The organism is Microbispora sp. H13382 (genome assembly GCF_014161445.1).
Taxonomy (GTDB): Bacteria; Actinomycetota; Actinomycetes; order Streptosporangiales; family Streptosporangiaceae; genus Microbispora.
This window is the reverse complement of the sequence record NZ_JABBXA010000002.1, coordinates 723987-739548: the sequence shown is the minus strand read 5'-3', so window position 1 is coordinate 739548 and position 15562 is coordinate 723987. Positions and strand designations below refer to the sequence as shown.

The 15562-nt window shown below is 72.3% G+C and carries 16 protein-coding genes; 5 read left to right on the top strand and 11 right to left on the bottom strand.

The features are described from left to right. Positions 1 to 15: 15 nt before the first annotated feature. The 4 genes from HHX41_RS07360 to HHX41_RS07345 form a co-directional block, all read right to left on the bottom strand. A complete protein-coding gene (locus tag HHX41_RS07360) occupies positions 16 to 765 on the bottom strand; it encodes a type II secretion system F family protein (protein ID WP_259400773.1) in 750 nt (249 codons plus the stop codon). Continuing rightward, a complete protein-coding gene (locus HHX41_RS07355) occupies positions 762 to 1940 on the bottom strand; it encodes a TadA family conjugal transfer-associated ATPase (protein WP_182905294.1) in 1179 nt (392 codons plus the stop codon). The genes HHX41_RS07360 and HHX41_RS07355 overlap by 4 nt, the downstream gene beginning before the upstream one ends. After that, entirely contained in the window at positions 1937 to 3022 is a 1086-nt protein-coding gene (gene ssd, locus HHX41_RS07350) for a septum site-determining protein Ssd (RefSeq protein WP_169980839.1), read from the bottom strand. The genes HHX41_RS07355 and ssd overlap by 4 nt, the downstream gene beginning before the upstream one ends. A gap of 925 nt (positions 3023 to 3947) precedes the next feature. Further along, entirely contained in the window at positions 3948 to 4724 is a 777-nt protein-coding gene (locus HHX41_RS07345) for a Fic family protein (RefSeq protein ID WP_182905293.1), read from the bottom strand. Positions 4725 to 4984: 260 nt separating this feature from the next. Between HHX41_RS07345 and acs the strand changes: the two genes are divergently transcribed. The 4 genes from acs to HHX41_RS07325 all read left to right on the top strand — a co-directional run bounded on the left by acs (position 4985) and on the right by HHX41_RS07325 (position 9374). Further along, a complete protein-coding gene (acs, locus tag HHX41_RS07340; RefSeq protein WP_182905292.1) occupies positions 4985 to 6961 on the top strand; it encodes an acetate--CoA ligase in 1977 nt (658 codons plus the stop codon). 259 nt (positions 6962 to 7220) lie between these two features. Next, positions 7221 to 7718 carry a phage holin family protein gene (locus HHX41_RS07335; RefSeq protein ID WP_182905291.1) on the top strand — a complete coding sequence of 166 codons (498 nt, stop codon included), beginning with the start codon at positions 7221 to 7223 and terminating at the stop codon, positions 7716 to 7718. Continuing rightward, on the top strand, positions 7708 to 8628 hold the full coding sequence (locus HHX41_RS07330; protein ID WP_182905290.1) for an alpha/beta fold hydrolase: 921 nt from the start codon (positions 7708 to 7710) through the stop codon (positions 8626 to 8628). The genes HHX41_RS07335 and HHX41_RS07330 overlap by 11 nt, the downstream gene beginning before the upstream one ends. Before the next feature lie 263 nt (positions 8629 to 8891). Further along, complete coding sequence (locus HHX41_RS07325; protein WP_182905289.1) at positions 8892 to 9374, top strand: DUF309 domain-containing protein; 483 nt, start codon at positions 8892 to 8894, stop codon at positions 9372 to 9374. Between the two features lie 11 nt (positions 9375 to 9385). On the opposite strand, the gene HHX41_RS07320 is transcribed toward HHX41_RS07325, so the two are convergent. The 3 genes from HHX41_RS07320 to nth form a co-directional block, all read right to left on the bottom strand. Further along, on the bottom strand, positions 9386 to 10576 hold the full coding sequence (locus HHX41_RS07320; protein ID WP_169980827.1) for a MarP family serine protease: 1191 nt from the start codon (positions 10574 to 10576) through the stop codon (positions 9386 to 9388). 88 nt (positions 10577 to 10664) lie between these two features. Beyond that, positions 10665 to 11339 (bottom strand): CoA pyrophosphatase, encoded by a 675-nt coding sequence (locus tag HHX41_RS07315; RefSeq protein ID WP_169981489.1) that lies wholly within the window; start codon positions 11337 to 11339, stop codon positions 10665 to 10667. Between the two features lie 78 nt (positions 11340 to 11417). Beyond that, positions 11418 to 12155 (bottom strand): endonuclease III, encoded by a 738-nt coding sequence (gene nth, locus HHX41_RS07310; protein ID WP_182905288.1) that lies wholly within the window; start codon positions 12153 to 12155, stop codon positions 11418 to 11420. A gap of 352 nt (positions 12156 to 12507) precedes the next feature. Between nth and HHX41_RS07305 the strand changes: the two genes are divergently transcribed. Then, positions 12508 to 13188 (top strand): Crp/Fnr family transcriptional regulator, encoded by a 681-nt coding sequence (locus HHX41_RS07305; protein WP_169980823.1) that lies wholly within the window; start codon positions 12508 to 12510, stop codon positions 13186 to 13188. Positions 13189 to 13216: 28 nt separating this feature from the next. On the opposite strand, the gene HHX41_RS07300 is transcribed toward HHX41_RS07305, so the two are convergent. The 4 genes from HHX41_RS07300 to HHX41_RS07285 form a co-directional block, all read right to left on the bottom strand. Next, on the bottom strand, positions 13217 to 14008 hold the full coding sequence (locus HHX41_RS07300; RefSeq protein ID WP_310741815.1) for an MBL fold metallo-hydrolase: 792 nt from the start codon (positions 14006 to 14008) through the stop codon (positions 13217 to 13219). Continuing rightward, the gene (locus HHX41_RS07295; protein ID WP_182905287.1) at positions 14005 to 14829 is read right to left on the bottom strand and encodes an NUDIX domain-containing protein; all 825 of its coding nucleotides are present in this window, start codon (positions 14827 to 14829) and stop codon (positions 14005 to 14007) included. The genes HHX41_RS07300 and HHX41_RS07295 overlap by 4 nt, the downstream gene beginning before the upstream one ends. A 94-nt stretch (positions 14830 to 14923) precedes the next feature. Next, a complete protein-coding gene (locus HHX41_RS07290; protein WP_182905286.1) occupies positions 14924 to 15385 on the bottom strand; it encodes a RidA family protein in 462 nt (153 codons plus the stop codon). After that, positions 15385 to 15537: a DUF4177 domain-containing protein gene (locus tag HHX41_RS07285; RefSeq protein ID WP_143737071.1), complete on the bottom strand. Its 153-nt coding sequence runs from the start codon at positions 15535 to 15537 to the stop codon at positions 15385 to 15387. Before HHX41_RS07285 ends, HHX41_RS07290 begins: the two co-directional genes overlap by 1 nt. Positions 15538 to 15562: the final 25 nt, after the last annotated feature.

Below are 15562 nucleotides of genomic sequence, written 5' to 3'. Positions count from 1 at the left end.
CCCTTCCCGGCGTGCTCATCGGGTGGCGGATCCCGGCAGCTCCTCCGCCCGGGCGACGAGCCTGTGTGTCCAGCAGACGCCGGCGGCGTCGAGGGCGAGCCCGACGACCAGGCAGGCGAACCCCGCCGGGCCGCCGAGCAGGAACGCCAGCGGATTCATGCCGAGTCCGGCGGCCATCAGCAGGCCGAGCACGGGCAGGCCCGCGAGCATCCGGGCGGTCGCCCGAGGTCCGGAAAGCTGTGCGGCCACCTCCTCCCGGTGGGCCTGCGCCTCCCGCAGGGACACGCACACCCGCTCCACCAGCGTGGTCAGGCCGCCGCCCACGGCTACGCTCACGCGCCAGCACGCGGCCAGCCGGACCAGGCCCTCACCACCACGGGCGGGTGCGGCGTTCGACAGGGCCGCGGCGACGTCGCCGCCGTCCCGGGCGGCGGCGACCACCGGGGCGAGCGCGGCGGGGTCCGGCAGGCTGACCGAGGAGACCGCCCGCACGAGGGCGTCGCCGGGAGGCCTGCCCGCCGACAGCTCGGCGGCCAGGATCTGGCACAGCTCGATGGACGCCGCGCGCCAGGCCGCCGCTGTCGCCCCGGGTCGTGGACGGCGGGTGAGCGCCGCCAAGAACCTGCGCAGGTCCCTTGCGCGCCTCGTTCCGGTGAGCGATGCGAGCCGTGTCGTCCCGGAATCCGGCCCGGCCCACACCCAGGCGGCGAGGGCGGCGGCGAGCACCGCGACCAGCCCCATGACATGCCCGCCCGGCGGCGTCATGAGGGCCACGACCCCGCGCACCGTTCCCGCAGCACGTCGAAGGACGGGCCCCGCCTCGCCCGGCCGTGCGGGTCGAAGGTCAGGGCCGGAAGCGCCGTCACCAGACCGGACGGGCCGCGTTCGAGCACGCAGATCTCCGCCACGCGACGACGTCCACCGCCGGCCTCCCGCACGAGGTGGATGACGAGGTCGAGCGCGGCGGCGATCTGGCTGTGCACCGCCTCCCGTGACAGGCCCGCGGCGCAGGCCAGGGCCTCCAGCCGCGCGGGCACATCGGCGGCGTTGTTGGCGTGCAGCGTCCCGCAGCCCCCCTCGTGGCCCGTGTTGAGCGCGGCCAGGAGGTCGACGACCTCCGCTCCCCGCACTTCGCCCACCACCAGGCGGTCGGGCCGCATCCGAAGGGCCTGCCGTACGAGATCACGCAGCCCGACCCCGCCCGCGCCCTCCAGGTTCGGCGGCCGGGCCTCGAGCCGTACGACGTGAGGGTGCGGGGGGTGCAGCTCGGCGGAGTCCTCGACCAGCAGCAGGCGCTCCGCCGGGCCCGCGAGGGAGAGCATGGCGCTCAACATGGTCGTCTTGCCGGTGCCGGTTCCTCCGGTGACCAGGAACGCCAGCCGTGCCGCCATGATCGCGCGGAGCACGGCGGCTCCGTCCCCCGCGGCGAGCTCCTCCACCGTGAACGCCCGGCGCGAGGGCAGCCGCAGGGACAGGCAGGTCCCCTCCGCGGCGATGGGCGGGAGCACCGCATGCAGGCGCACGCCGCCGGCGAGCCGGGCGTCCACATAGGGGCAGGCGTCGTCGAGGCGACGTCCGGCCGACGCGGCCAGACGCTGGGCGAGCCTGCGGACCTCGTCGTCACCCGGGAATGTCACGTTCGTCCTGCGCAGACCGTCCCCGTCGTCCACCCACACCTCGCGCGGCCCGTTGACCAGGACGTCCGTGACGCCCGGCTCGGCCAGCAGGGTCTCGAGAGGGCCCGCGCCGATGAGATGGGCGCGCAGCGTGCGTGCGACGGCCAGGATCTCGGCGTCGCCGAGCACGGCACGCTCCGCGCGCAGGGCCGCCGCCACCTGAGCCGCGGTGGGAGCGGTGCCGGTCTGCGACAGCCGTACCCGGACCGCCTCGACCAGGTCCGCGCCGACGCCGGAAACGGTCACCGGGCCTCCGTGGGTCATGAGCCGTCCGCCCTCATGGATGGCCGGCCCGTCAGGCCGGTCGAGAAGCCGCCCAGCAGGGCCTCGAGCAGTTCCCCGCAGAAGCGGCCCAGCGGGGAGCGGCGCAGCGGCGGCGGATCTCCCCGGTCCAGCGTCTCCACGAGGCCGCGCACCTCCGGGAGCACGCCCGCGCACGGGACCGACAAAGAGGCCGCGACGACCTCCGGATCGAGCGTTCCCGCGCGCATCACCAGGCGCAGGTCGCCGGTCCCCGGCCGGAGCAGCGTCACCGTCTGGGCCGCCGCGAGCGCTCCCCGCAGGTCTGCGGGAACGACGACGATCGTCGCGGCGGCCCTGGCGAGGGCCTCCGCCTCGCCTTCGCCGACATGCCTCGGCAGGTCGACCACGACCAGGTCGCAGCCGCGCCGTGCGGCGTCGAGCACGACGCGCATCGCCTCCCGGGGTATCCGCACCGGCTCGCCGCGATGCGCCGACAGCACGGTCAGTTCGCCGAAGGTGGGCAGCGCCTCCTGCAGGGCGGCGAAGCTCACCCTGCCCTCCCTTCCGACGACGTCGGGCCAGCGGGCACCCAGGGCCTCCTCCTGGCCGAGCAGCACGTCGATGCCTCCGCCGAGCGGATCGGCGTCGACGAGGAGCGTTCGCAGCCCGGCGCGGGACGCCGTCAGCGCCAGGGACGCCGCGAGGACGCTGGCACCGGCGCCTCCTTTCCCCGCGGCGACGCACAGGACCGTGCCCGCCCTGGTGGCGGGTTCGGCCGCGTCGCCGAACTCCTCCACGAGAAGCCGCTCGGCCTCGGGCAACTCCAGTACGGTGTGCGCCCCGACGGCGACGCACCTGCGCCACATGTCGGGGTCGTCGGCCGTCCGCGTCACGACGACCACGTTCCGCCGGGCCGGCGGACCCGTGGCGGCGAGCTCGTCCGCCAGGTCGCTGCCGACCACGACCAGCGGCGCCCGTGTCCAGTACGGCCGGGCGTGGGCGGCCGCGTGGGCCACGTCGAGTTCGACGCCCGCGGCGGCGGCGATGCGGAGCAGATCGTCGAGGAGTTCCTGGTCGTCGGTTATGGCCAGTGGGCGTGGCATCGGTGTCTCCCTGTCGTCCGGGACGACTCGGCGTTCGGGAGGACCACAATGCGAGCGACCGCCACCGGCCCGGGGCGGCGAACCACATTCTGTGGACGGAACCCCGCCTGTGGACAAGACCGAGCGGCTCGCTCTGATCGTCAAAGCCCGCCGTGAAGATCAGGAAAAAGGGGCGACCCCCGCCGGGGGGGATAGCGGGGGTCGCCGTAGCGGTCCGGCTCTGGGGGGGTAGAGCCGGTCCCGTATTACAAGAAAGCTTTAAACAAGAGACCAGGGCATGGCAAGGGTCAGATACCCCCGGGGACGCTCGCCGTTCCGAATCAGAGACACACCGTATGCTGCCTGATCACGAGAGGGACGTCGAGAACCCCGCCCAATCTGAGTAAAACTTTTTCCAAAAGTCAGTCTGACATGTCGACAGGCGCGGTCGCAACGGGTGAAGACGACTGCCACGGGGAGTCACCCACCGCATCCTTCATGCCGACATACAGCATCAATGGGGACAGAAGTACAGGAATGACGCAGGTGACTCGTTAAAGCTCTTGGAACCGGGGGTTTCCATCCCGGGGGAACGGACGTAAAAAGGGATTACGGACCTGCGGGTCCGCGTACGGCATCGGGTACCCACGCGCGACCAGCCGCGGGAGGCGTGTCGAGACGGGCTTGACCCGCTCCGACAAATTCAGGTGCACGCTTGGTAACCCGGTGACACGTACTGGCGGCGGCGTCCCACACCAGGGACGCCGTCTGCTTTGTCCGCCGCACACCCCAGACACCCGCACGCGCGCACCCACAGAGCCTGCGCGTCACGGCCGCCGCCCACGCTGTCCGTCCACAGGCAGCGCCTCCGGCGCCGCCCACGGTTGTCCCAGCAGCGCGCACAGCTGTCTACGCCCTGCCGCAGCCGGCGGCCGGCGTGGGTGCGTCAGCGGGACATGGCCTCGCAGATCGCCGTCGTCTCGCGCACGCCCAGGACGACCGCCGAGGCGCAGTGCCGCACCCACGTCCCGACGCCCTCGCCCGTGCCCTTGAGGTACGCCCTGAGGCTCTCGGCGTACGCGTCGCCGAGGTCGGCGTGGCCCACCTCGACGGCGGCCAGCGACTTGGGGTCCAGACCGAGGTCGACCAGCGTGAGCCGTTCGGCGGCACGGGCGACCAGGCCGTCGGCCACACCGAAGGGACGCAGCACCGCCAGCTCCGCGTGCACGATCGCGGCGAGCACGAGGGCGGGCGCCGCGGCGGAGGCCGTGACCAGCCCGGCGAGGGCCGACATACGCGCCGCGGTCTCCTCCGGTCCGGGCGCCGGGCCGAGCCCGAGCGGATCGGCGGTCGTGGGCGCGGTGCGCGGCCTGCCGGGCTCGGTGGTCAGGCCCGCCGCCGCGAGCGCGTGCAGCCGGGCGAGCACCTGGCGTGGCGCCGACCGCCATGTCGGGGCCAGCCGGCCGAGTTCGGCCGAGGCGCGCAGCGCGCCCTGCACGACGGGGTCGGTCACCTCGCCCATGCGCAGCGGCTCGAGCGGCACGTCCACGCCCTCGATCGCGGCGGAGGCACGCGCGCCACGCAGGGCCGACTCGGCCGACACCTCGGGACTGCGCCGGCGCAGCACCCGGTGACGATAGAGCCGGTCGACGGCCTCGCGGGCCTCCTGTACGGCCTCGGGCACGCCGGGCAGCCCGGCGATCACGGCCAGGGGATCGCTCACAGCCCCCGACCATACCCGCCGGTAGAACGTCGTTCGCCGAGGAGGTGCGGCCGTTCACCGCACAACGGCGACTCCGGTCTCGGCGGGCTCATCGCCTGCGGCTAAGTTTGCAGGCCAAAGGCCGGTAACCGGACAAAACGCCCCCACCCCGATTACTTGTACTTGACACCGCTCGCCTGGTGAAGTGGGACACGCATACCCCTGCTTGGCCGAGGCGGCCGAACGAGAGACAACCTTTTTAGACGCTGAAGGAGCACGGAGTGGCCACCGAGACCCCCGGTCAGGAAACCCAGGAGACGCTGTCGAACCTGCTGAGCGAGACGCGCCGGTTCGAGCCCCCGGCGGACCTGGCGTCGGCCGCGAACATCACGGCGGACGCCTACGAGGAGGCCGCCCGGGACCGGCTCGCCTTCTGGGAGCGCGCCGCGGAGCGGCTCACGTGGGCGGAGCGCTGGGACACCACGCTGGAGTGGGAGCCCCCCTTCGCCAAGTGGTTCATCGGCGGCAAGCTCAACGTCGCCTACAACTGCGTCGACCGCCACGTGGAGGCCGGCCGGGGCGACAAGGTCGCCTACTACTGGGAGGGCGAGCCCGAGGGCGACAGCCGTACGATCACCTACGCCGACCTGCAGAAGGAGGTCGCGAAGGCGGCCCACGCGCTGCAGGAGCTGGGGGTGCGCAAGGGCGACCGGGTCGCGGTCTACATGCCGATGATCCCCGAGCTGCCCATCACCCTGCTGGCCTGCGCCCGGATCGGGGCGATCCACTCGGTGGTCTTCGGCGGTTTCTCCGCCTCCGCCCTGAAGAGCCGCATCCACGACGCGGACGCCAAGGTCGTCGTCACGGCCGACGGCGGCTTCCGCCGCGGCGCGCCGAGCGCGCTCAAGCCGACGGTCGACGAGGCGGTCGCCGAGTGCCCCGGCGTCGAGCATGTCCTCGTGGTGCGCAGGACCGGCCAGGACATCGCGTGGAGCGACCGGGACGTCTGGTGGCACGACCTCGTGGACCGCCAGCCGGCCGAGCACGAGCCGGTGCCGCACGACGCCGAGGACCCGCTGTACATCCTCTACACCAGCGGCACGACCGGGAAGCCCAAGGGCATCCTGCACACCACCGGCGGCTACCTCACCCAGGTCGCCTGGACCCACCACGCGGTCTTCGACCTCAAGCCCGAGACCGACATCTACTGGTGCACCGCCGACATCGGCTGGGTCACCGGGCACTCCTACATCGTGTACGGCCCGCTCGCCAACGGCGCGACCAGCGTGATCTACGAGGGCACCCCGGACACCCCGCACCGCGGGCGCTTCTGGGAAATCGTGCAGAAGTACAAGGTCACGATCCTCTACACCGCCCCCACCGCGATCCGTACGTTCATGAAGTGGGGCGACGACATCCCGGCGAAGTACGACATGTCGTCCCTGCGGGTGCTCGGGTCGGTCGGCGAGCCCATCAACCCCGAGGCGTACGTCTGGTACCGCGAGCACATCGGCGCCAACCGCTGCCCCGTCGTGGACACGTGGTGGCAGACGGAGACGGGCGGCATCATGATCAGCCCGCTTCCCGGCGTCACGGCCGCCAAGCCCGGCGCCGCCATGCAGCCGCTGCCCGGCATCTCGGCCGACGTGGTCGACGACCAGGGCAACTCGGTGCCGAACGGCGGCGGCGGGTTCCTCGTGGTCCGCGAGCCCTGGCCGGCCATGCTCCGGACGATCTGGGGCGACGACAAGCGCTACGTCGACACCTACTGGTCGCGGTTCGAGGGGATGTACTTCCCCGGCGACGGCGCCAAGCGCGACGAGGACGGCGACCTGTGGCTGCTCGGCCGGGTGGACGACGTCATGCTCGTCTCCGGGCACAACATCTCCACCACCGAGGTCGAGAGCGCGCTGGTCAGCCACCCGAAGGTGGCCGAGGCGGCCGTCGTGGGCGCCACCGACCCCCTCACCGGCCAGGCCATCGTGGCCTTCGTGATCCTGCGCGGCAGCGCGGAGGAGAGCGACGACATCGCCGCCGAGCTGCGCGCCCACGTGGCCAAGACGCTCGGCCCGATCGCCAAGCCGCGGCAGATCCTGGTCGTGCCCGAGCTGCCGAAGACCCGCTCCGGCAAGATCATGCGCCGGCTGCTGCGCGACGTGGCGGAGAACCGCTCCCTCGGGGACGTCACCACGCTGACCGACAGCTCGGTCATGAACCTGATCGCGGAGAAGCTGCCCAGCGCCAAGAGCGACGACTGATCGCGAGCCGCCCGATCTCCTGAGGAAGGCGTGGACGTACGGCGTCCGCGCCTTCCTCGTCTCTGCCCGCTCCCCGCCGCGGGTTCGGGCGCGGCGGGGAGCGGGCAGATCGCCTGGGGCGTCATATTCCGGCCGTCTGTAGGCAGGTCCCCGCCTGTGCGGCCTCCGGACTGCGGTCATCCACAGGTGAGGGGCTTCGCGTGCACGTGCGCGGACGGGCACGAGATGATGTTTGATAGTCGCAGATAGGAGATCGCTCATGCCCGAGGACGAATCGCTCGGTGCGCTGGTCGCCCAGGCGAGCCATCACATCTCGACCCTCGTACGGTCGGAGATCGAGCTGGCGAAGGCCGAGCTCAAGTTCGACGCGAAGCGGGTCGGCATGGCCGCCGGGCTGTTCGGCGCCGCGGCCTTCATCGGGCACCTGTGCCTGATCCTGGCCTCCTTCGCGATCGCGTACGCCCTCGTGGCCGTGGGGCTGGCCACATGGCTCGCGTTCACGATCGTCACCGTGTTCTACCTCCTGACGGCCGGGTTGCTGGTCTTCATCGGCTACCGGCGGCTCAAGGGGCTGACCGGCATGAAGCGCACCAGGCGGAGCCTGCGCGGCCTCGGGGGCCCGGAGGAGGCCGAGGAGCTGCCGGAGACGATTCCGGCCCCCACGGCGCGACCCGCGGCCCCGGCGCCGCCGCCGTACACCGGCCCGACCGCCGGGCAGGTGGGCGCCCACCGGGAGTCCGTGAGCGATGCCGGTTGACGAGACGCTGATCGAGGTCGACGGCCCCTGGACGCACCGGACGGTGCACGCGGGCGGCGTGCGGTTCCACGTGGCCGAGGCCGGGGACGGGCCGCTGGTCCTGCTGCTGCACGGATTCCCCCAGTTCTGGTGGACCTGGCGGCACCAGCTTCCGGCGCTGGCCGCGGCCGGCTACCGGGCCGTCGCCGTCGACCTGCGCGGATACGGCGCCAGCGACAAGCCGCCGCGCGGCTACGACCTGCCCACGCTGGCCGTGGACGCGGCGGGCCTGGTGCGCGCGCTCGGCGAGACGAGCGCCGTCGTGGTCGGCCACGACTGGGGCGGTCTGCTGGGCTGGACGATGGGCGTCCTCGACCCGAAGGTGGTGCGACGGCTGGTCGCGGTGTCGGCGCCGCACCCGCTGCGCCTGCGCGCCGCGCTGTTCACCGACCCGCTGGGGCAGCTCAAGGCCGGCCGCTACGCCCTGGGATTCCAGCTGCCCTTCCTGCCGGAGCGGAAGCTGACCCGCAAGGGCGGCGCGGCGGTGGGCCGGCTCGTCGAGAAGTGGGCCGGGCCTCGGTGGCCCGGCGACGGCGTGACACAGGTGTACCGGGAGGCGATGCGGATCCCGACGGTCGCCCACTGCGCGCTAGAGTACTACCGCTGGTTCGCCCGATCCCAGATCCGCCCGGACGGCTTCCGCTATGCCCGGCAGATGCGCGCCGAGATCGAGGCGCCGACGCTGCAACTGCACGGCGCGCTCGACCCGTGCGTCCTGCCCCGGACCGCCCAGGGCTCCAGCAGGTTCGTGGCCGCGCCGTACCGATGGCGGCTGATCGAGGGCGCCGGGCATTTCCCGCACGAGGAGCGCCCCGAGCAGTTCAACGCCGAGATCATCTCCTGGCTCTCCGACCCCGAACCCGACCGCTGAGGCGCCGTCCGGTGCCCGCCCTCCGGTAGCCGGCCTCCCCGCTGACACGACCGGCCGCCACGACCGGCCGCCACGGTCGGCTGGCACGACCGGCCGGCGCGACCGGGCTCCGCGATCGGCTGCGGGATCGACACCCGTGATCTTGAAGAAGATAGTAGAAATGTGCCCTGAAGTGGCCCAACTTCCTGGTTGATCTATGGTCCTCCAGGAGATCGACGGCGCTTCGGCCGCCCTGAACCGCCCACGCGCACTGCGGAGAGATCATGCGTGACCGTGACGAAGCGGGCCGCCCCCGCAATGCACGTCCTCGCGACGAGTACGGCAGGCCGCTCCCCAGAGGCACCGAGGGAGTGCCCCGGGTGCCGGACGACTACGCCCCCACCGCCGGGGAGGCGCTGGAGGAGGCCAGGAAGCTGCTCGCGGCGGGCCGGCCCTTCCACGCCCACGAGGTGCTGGAGGCCCGCTGGAAGACCGGCCCGGCCGAGGAACGCGAGCTGTGGCAGGGGCTCGCGCAGATATGCGTCGGCCTCACGCACATCCAGCGCGGCAACCTCGCCGGCGCCGCCGCCCTGCTGACCCGTGGATCCGCCCGGCTCGGCGCGTACGGCTCGACCCGGCCATACGGACTCGACCTGCGGGCCCTGGCCGTGGAGGCCGACGCGATCACGGCCGTCATCGACGAGGGGAACGCCGACGCCGGCTCCGCCGTCTCCGCCATCCTCGCCCGCCTGACCCCCGGCGAGTAGCCGGGCGCGCGTCAGTCGCAGTCCTGCGTGCCCACACGGGCGACGGCGCCGCTGCCGTCGGTGGCGTCGCGCATGACCTCCTCCGCCGTGAGGGCGAAGCCCGTCTCCGGCTGGTCCGTCGCGGCGGCGAAGATCACTCCGAGCACCCGGCCCTCCGGGCTCAGCAGCGGCCCACCCGAGTTGCCCGGCTGGACCTTGCCGCGGATCGCGTAGACCTCACGCTCCACCTTGCGCTTGTTGTAGATGTCGTACGACTCGGCGCGCTGCTTGACCCTGACGCGCGCGGCGAGCGGCGTGAAGGGGTGCCCCTTCGGGTAACCGGCGATGATCGCGCTGTCGCCCTTCTCGGCGGTCATGTCGAAGCGCAGCGCGCCGATCGGGAGGTCCGGGACGAACAGGACAGCGATGTCCCGCTCGGGGTTGTAGAGGACGACCCGGGCGTCGTACTGGTTGCCGTCGTAGTCGGTCACGTGCAGCCCCTCGGTGACCCCGGCGACGACGTGGGCGTTGGTCATGATCCGCTGTCGTGCGTAGACGAACCCGGTCCCCTCGATGCGCTTGCGGCAGCTCGGGGCCGTGCCCTGCACCTTGACGATCGCCCTGCGGGCCCGGACGAGGGCAGGGCTTCCGTTGATCAGGCTCTGGTCCGGCGGCGGCACGTTCTGGCCGCCGATCGAGGTGATGACCTGCGGCCACTCCGAGGTGCTGACGAAGTCCCTGAACTGCTTCTGCAGCGCTCCCACGCCGTCCGGGATGGCGTCGTCGACGCTCTGCCAGATCACCGAGCCGTTGATCTGGTCCTTGATCAGCGGCTGGCCGATGCTCATCGAGACCATCAGGGAGCCGATCAGCCAGGCGATGGCCAGAACCGACAGGCCGCTGGCGACCGAGCCGCCGAAGGCGTCGACCGCCTTGGCGGGCTCCCACGTGACGTGGCTACGGGCCATGGCGCCGATGGTGGAGGACGCGAACTGCCCGACGGTGGCCGTCAGGAAGACGATGACGATGGCTAACAGGGCCCGCTCGATGTCGCCGCTGACGATCGCTCCCGCCAGGGGTGGCGCGATGAACAACCCCAGGATGGCGCCGCCGACGAATCCGAAGAAGCTGAAGGCCCCGATGATGAAGCCCTGCCGGTAGCCCGACACCGCGAAGGCCACCACCAGGCCGATCAGGATGAGATCCAGAAGATCGCCGCGCACAGTTTCCACGGTATAGGCACGCCCGTCGTCGTGTGCGGGCGTCTGCCGGGTCTCGTCGCCGTACGCGGCGTACGAGCACCCCGCCGGCTCAGCCCCGCGCGGCCAGGTTGACGACCTCGGGGGGAAGATCTTCGACCCGTGAGCGGTCCCAGGGGCGCTCGAAGCCCGCCGCCGTCAGCACGCCGTCCAGCACCCCGGCGGTGAAGCCCCACACGAGCAGGCCGCGTACGCGGAACGCCACGGAGGGGACGATGCCGCGCGGGTGGCGCAGCCGCAGCCGGTTGGCCGGGTCCACCAGCTCCGCGACCGGGACCCGCTCGACGGCCTCGACCTCGTCGGGAGACGCGGCGTGCACGGCGCAGGGCGTGTGCCACCAGGCGAGCACGGGCGTCACCCGGTTGTCGCTGCGCCACACGTAGAGCTCCGGCATGGTCCCGACGACCTCGACGCCCGCGGGGTCGAGCCCGGTCTCCTCCTGCGCCTCCCGCAGCGCGGCGCCGATCGGGCCGTCGTCACCGGGGTCGACGCCGCCGCCGGGGAACGCGGGCTGGCCGGCGTGCACACGGCCCTTCGAACTGCGCTGGATGAGCAGGATGTCGGGCCCTTCCGGGCCCTCGCCGAACAGCAACAGCACCGCGGCCGAGCGGCCGGAGCCGTTGGCGGGCGGCCGCAAGCCGGTGGGGACAGGACTGTGCGCGGCCTTCGCGGCCAGCTCCGTCAACCAGGCGGGAGCCACGACCACCTCCACATCGTCACACCGCATCGTCACGCTGGGCACGCTCGGGCCCAGGCGTGCCGTACAACCACGGAAGAACGCCCGAGCTTCCCGATCACCGTGGATTCACGAGAACGGGCCCGGACGCACCAGCTTGCGCGCCTCGTCCGGGTCCGTGGGGCCGGTGCCGTACGACGGGCAGAGCGCGGCGAGGGGGCACACGCCGCAGGCGGGCTTGCGCGCGTGGCAGATGCGGCGGCCGTGCCAGATCAGCCGATGCGACAGCATCGTCCACTCGGACTTGGGGATCAGCTCGCCGACCTCGTGCTCGATCTTCACCGGATCGGTCTCGGCCGTCCAGCCGAAGCGCCTGGTCAGCCGCTGGAAGTGCGTGTCCACGGTGATGCCGGGGACGTCGAAGGCGTTGCCGAGCACGACGTTCGCGGTCTTGCGGCCCACGCCGGGGAGCTTGACCAGGTCGGCCAGCTTGCCCGGAACCTCCCCCTTGTGGTGCTCACAAAGGGCCTGCGCCATCCCGATGATGCTGTTGGCCTTCGCCCGGAAGAACCCGGTCGATTTGATGATCTCCTCGAGTTCGGCGCGATCGGCTCCGGCGTAGTCGGCCGCGGTCCGGTACTTCGCGAAGAGCACCGGAGTGACCATGTTGACTCTCTTGTCCGTGCACTGCGCCGAGAGGATCGTGGCGACCAGCAACTCCAGAGGGTTGCCGAAGTCGAGTTCGCAATGGGCGTCGGGGTAGGTCTCGGCCAGAATCCGGTTGATCCGCCGCGCCCGCCGCACGAGCCCCAGGCGGGTCTCGGCCTGGCGCTGACGCCGTCGGGGAGCGGCCGTGTTCGTCGCCATGCCGCAAGCGTAGGGCCTCGGACGACCGCCCACCTCCCCGTCCACCGCGACGAGAGCCTTGTCATACATGCCACATATGCGGCCTGTATTTGCCGATTTGTCCCTACGCTGCGCAATACACTGAGCCCGTAGGGGGACGGCCGGCCGCCCGAGCCGGTCGAGCGCGCAACGGGCGTAAGGATAGGTTTCCGCCAAGATTGTGTTGTTTCGCCAGGCACCACGCACACGGCTGCGAGCCGGGACCGACGCCCATGCCACGTAACGGGACACCCCGTAATGCGTCGCGGAAGGTGTGGGTCACAATGGCTAGCACGGAGCCGGCGACCGAGCGCGCCCGCAGCAAGGAGGCACCGTGAGCACCGAGGAAGTACTGAGCAAGGCGCCGCTGTTCTCCGCGCTCGACCGCGAGAGCGCCGCGGCTCTGCGTGCGAGCATCACCGAGGTGGAGCTGCCCAAGGGCCGCACCCTCTTCAGTGAGAACGAGACGGGCGACCGGCTCTACGTGGTGCTCGAGGGCAAGATCAAGCTGGCGCGCACCGCTCCCGACGGCCGGGAGAACCTGCTGAGCGTGCTCGGCCCGGGCGAGATGTTCGGCGAGCTGTCGCTGTTCGACCCGCGCCCGCGCACGGCCTCGGCGATCGCGCTGACCGAAGTGCGCCTGGCGGGGCTGGGCCACGACGACCTTCGGCCGTGGCTGACCGGCCGGCCCGAGGTCGCCCTCCACCTGCTGCGCGCCCTGGCCCAGCGGCTGCGCCGTACGAACGACGTGCTCGCGGACCTCGTCTTCACCGACGTCCCGGGGCGTGTCGCCAAGCAGCTCCTCGACCTGGCCGACCGTTTCGGGCAGAAGACCGACGACGGCATCCGGGTGCACCACGACCTCACCCAGGAGGAGCTCGCCCAGCTCGTGGGCGCCTCACGGGAGACGGTCAACAAGGCCCTGGCCGACTTCGCCCAGCGCGGCTGGCTGCGCATCGAGGCCAAGGCCGTGGTGATCATGGACAGGGAGCGGCTCTACAACCGCTCCCGCTGAGCGACGGCTGGGCGACGGCTCGGCGAGGCTAGAGCGTCTTGAGATAGTCGAGCTGGGCCGCCACCGACATCTCGGCGGCCGGCCACAGCGACCGGTCCACCTCGGCGTAGACCAGCTCGACGATCTCGCGGGCGTCCCTGGCGCCACCGCGGATCGCCTCGCGGATCTGCTCCAGCCGCTCACGCCGGTGGGCGATGTACGCGTCGAGCACCCCGGACGGGTCGGGCAGCACGGGCCCGTGGCCGGGCAGCAGCGCCGCGGCCTCCAGCATCTCGGCGCCCTGCCGCAGCCTGTCGAGGCTGCGCAGGTAGTCGCCGAGGTTCCCGTCGGGGGCGATCACGGTCGTGCCCCGGCCGAGGATGGTGTCGCCGGTGAGCATCGCCCGGTCGCCGGGCAGCCAGAAGCACAGCGAGTCGAACGAGTGCCCGGGCGTGCCGACGACCCGCACGTCCACGTCGCCCGCCATGACGACGTCGCCGTCGACCAGGCCCTCGTCGCCCAGGCGGTGCCGGGGGTCGAGCGCCCGAACCGGCGCGCCGAGCATCCGCGCGAGCGTCCCCGCGCCCTCGCTGTGGTCGGGATGGCCGTGCGTCAGCAGGACGGCGGTCACCCGGCGCCCGTCCACCCGCTCGGCGACCCGCCGCAGGTGGGCCTCGTCGTCCGGGCCGGGGTCGACGACCAGCACGGCCCGCTCCCCGCCGACGATCCACGTGTTCGTGCCGTCGAGGGTCATCGGCGACGGATTGGGCGCCAGCACGTTCACGGCGCTCGCCGTGCCGGAGCCGTCCGGTCCCTCCACCGGGATGCGCAGACCGCTCACTCGCCCGTCTCTCCTGTCTCGGGGAACATCAGCACCATCCGCCCGTCCACCTCGGCGGGCTCCGGCAGGACGGTCGTGATCGACCGGGGACAGGCGAGCACGTCGCCGACCGACTCGAACGCCGCCACCTCGGCCAGCGTCCGGAAGGTGGGCGGCAGCATGTGCGCCGTTCCCGCCCTCGCGGCGGCCAGCGCGTCCCGCGGCCGCATCCAGGCGACCCCCGACGCCTCCCCGCCCACGTCACGCGTACGCTGCCCGGGCGGCAGGGCCGCCACGAAGAAGCGGGTGTCGAAGCGCCGGGGCTCCACGACCGGCGTGATCCAGTGCGCCCACGCCTTGAGCAGGTCGGCCCTGAGCACGAGACCGCGCCGGTCGAGGAACTCGGCGAACGACAGCGTGCGCGCGATCAGCGCGAGGCGGTCGGCCTCCCAGTCGGGTCCGGTCGTGTCCGTCACCACCGCGTCCGGGCCCGGCCCGGCCAGGAGCACGCCCGACTCCTCGAACGTCTCGCGCACGGCGGCGCAGACGAGGCCCCGGGCCGTGCTCTCGTCGGCCCGGAAGACCTCGCCCCACTCGGCGGGCGAGGGGCCCGCCCAGGCCACGGCGTGGTCGGCGTCCCGCGGATCGACCGATCCGCCGGGGAACACGTAGGCGCCGGCCGCGAAGGCCATCGTGGCCGTGCGCCTGAGGAGGTACGCCTCCAGGGGATCGTCACGCAGCAACACCACCGTGGCCGCGTCCCGGGCGGGGACGGGGGCCAGGCGGCCGGCGAGGATCTCCCGCGCCCGCTCGCCGACCTCGCCGGGCAGCGGAAACCCCATGAGGCCCTCCAGAACAACCATCGGTTCGACCGGCCCCATGCTCCCCCACGCCTTCGCGAGACCGCAAACCCCGGTTCCGGTGAGCCGGACCCCGTCAGCGGATCTCCGCGATGACCTCCACCTCGACCGCGGCGTCGAGCGGGAGGACCGCCACGCCGACCGCGCTCCTCGCGTGCCTGCCCGCCTCGCCGAACACCTCGCCGAGCAGTTCGCTGGCGCCGTTGAGGACCTGCGGCTGCCCGGTGAAGCCGGGAGCGCTCGCGACGAACCCGGCCACCTTCACGATCCGCACGACCTGCGACAGGTCGCCCACCAGGGCCTTGATGGCCGCCAGGGCGTTGACGGCGCAGATGCGCGCCTGTTCCTTGGCCTCCTCGGCCGACACCTCCGCGCCGACCTTGCCGACGACGCCCAGCTCGCCATTCACGAGCGGGAGCTGGCCGGAGGTGTAGACGTAGTCGCCCGTCCGTACGGCGGGCACGTACGCGGCCAGCGGAGGCACGACCTCGGGCAGCGTGAGCCCGAGCTCGGCGAGCCGCTCCTCCGGGGTCGCCATCACTTGGCCCGCTTCATGTAGGCGACCAACTGCTCCGGGTTGGGCCCCGGGATGACCGAGACGAGCTCCCACCCGTCTTCGCCCCAATTGTCCAGAATTTGCTTCGTCGCGTGCGTGAGCAGCGGCACAGTGACGTATTCCCACTTGGTCATGGCCAAAGGCTATCGAGGCGGGGCG

Excerpts from the sequence above, each read along its gene's own strand:
- HHX41_RS07330 (WP_182905290.1), top strand. The coding sequence starts at position 7,708 with ATGCCGGTTGACGAGACGCTGATCGAGGTCGACGGCCCCTGGACGCAC.
- HHX41_RS07315 (WP_169981489.1), bottom strand. The coding sequence starts at position 11,339 with ATGCGGTGTGACGATGTGGAGGTGGTCGTGGCTCCCGCCTGGTTGACG.
- HHX41_RS07285 (WP_143737071.1), bottom strand. The coding sequence starts at position 15,537 with ATGACCAAGTGGGAATACGTCACTGTGCCGCTGCTCACGCACGCGACG.
- ssd (WP_169980839.1), bottom strand. The coding sequence starts at position 3,022 with ATGCCACGCCCACTGGCCATAACCGACGACCAGGAACTCCTCGACGAT.
- nth (WP_182905288.1), bottom strand. The coding sequence starts at position 12,155 with ATGGCGACGAACACGGCCGCTCCCCGACGGCGTCAGCGCCAGGCCGAG.
- HHX41_RS07335 (WP_182905291.1), top strand. The coding sequence starts at position 7,221 with ATGCCCGAGGACGAATCGCTCGGTGCGCTGGTCGCCCAGGCGAGCCAT.
- HHX41_RS07290 (WP_182905286.1), bottom strand. The coding sequence starts at position 15,385 with ATGGCGACCCCGGAGGAGCGGCTCGCCGAGCTCGGGCTCACGCTGCCC.
- HHX41_RS07325 (WP_182905289.1), top strand. The coding sequence starts at position 8,892 with ATGCGTGACCGTGACGAAGCGGGCCGCCCCCGCAATGCACGTCCTCGC.
- HHX41_RS07295 (WP_182905287.1), bottom strand. The coding sequence starts at position 14,829 with ATGGGGTTTCCGCTGCCCGGCGAGGTCGGCGAGCGGGCGCGGGAGATC.
- HHX41_RS07360 (WP_259400773.1), bottom strand. The coding sequence starts at position 765 with ATGACGCCGCCGGGCGGGCATGTCATGGGGCTGGTCGCGGTGCTCGCC.
- HHX41_RS07355 (WP_182905294.1), bottom strand. The coding sequence starts at position 1,940 with ATGACCCACGGAGGCCCGGTGACCGTTTCCGGCGTCGGCGCGGACCTG.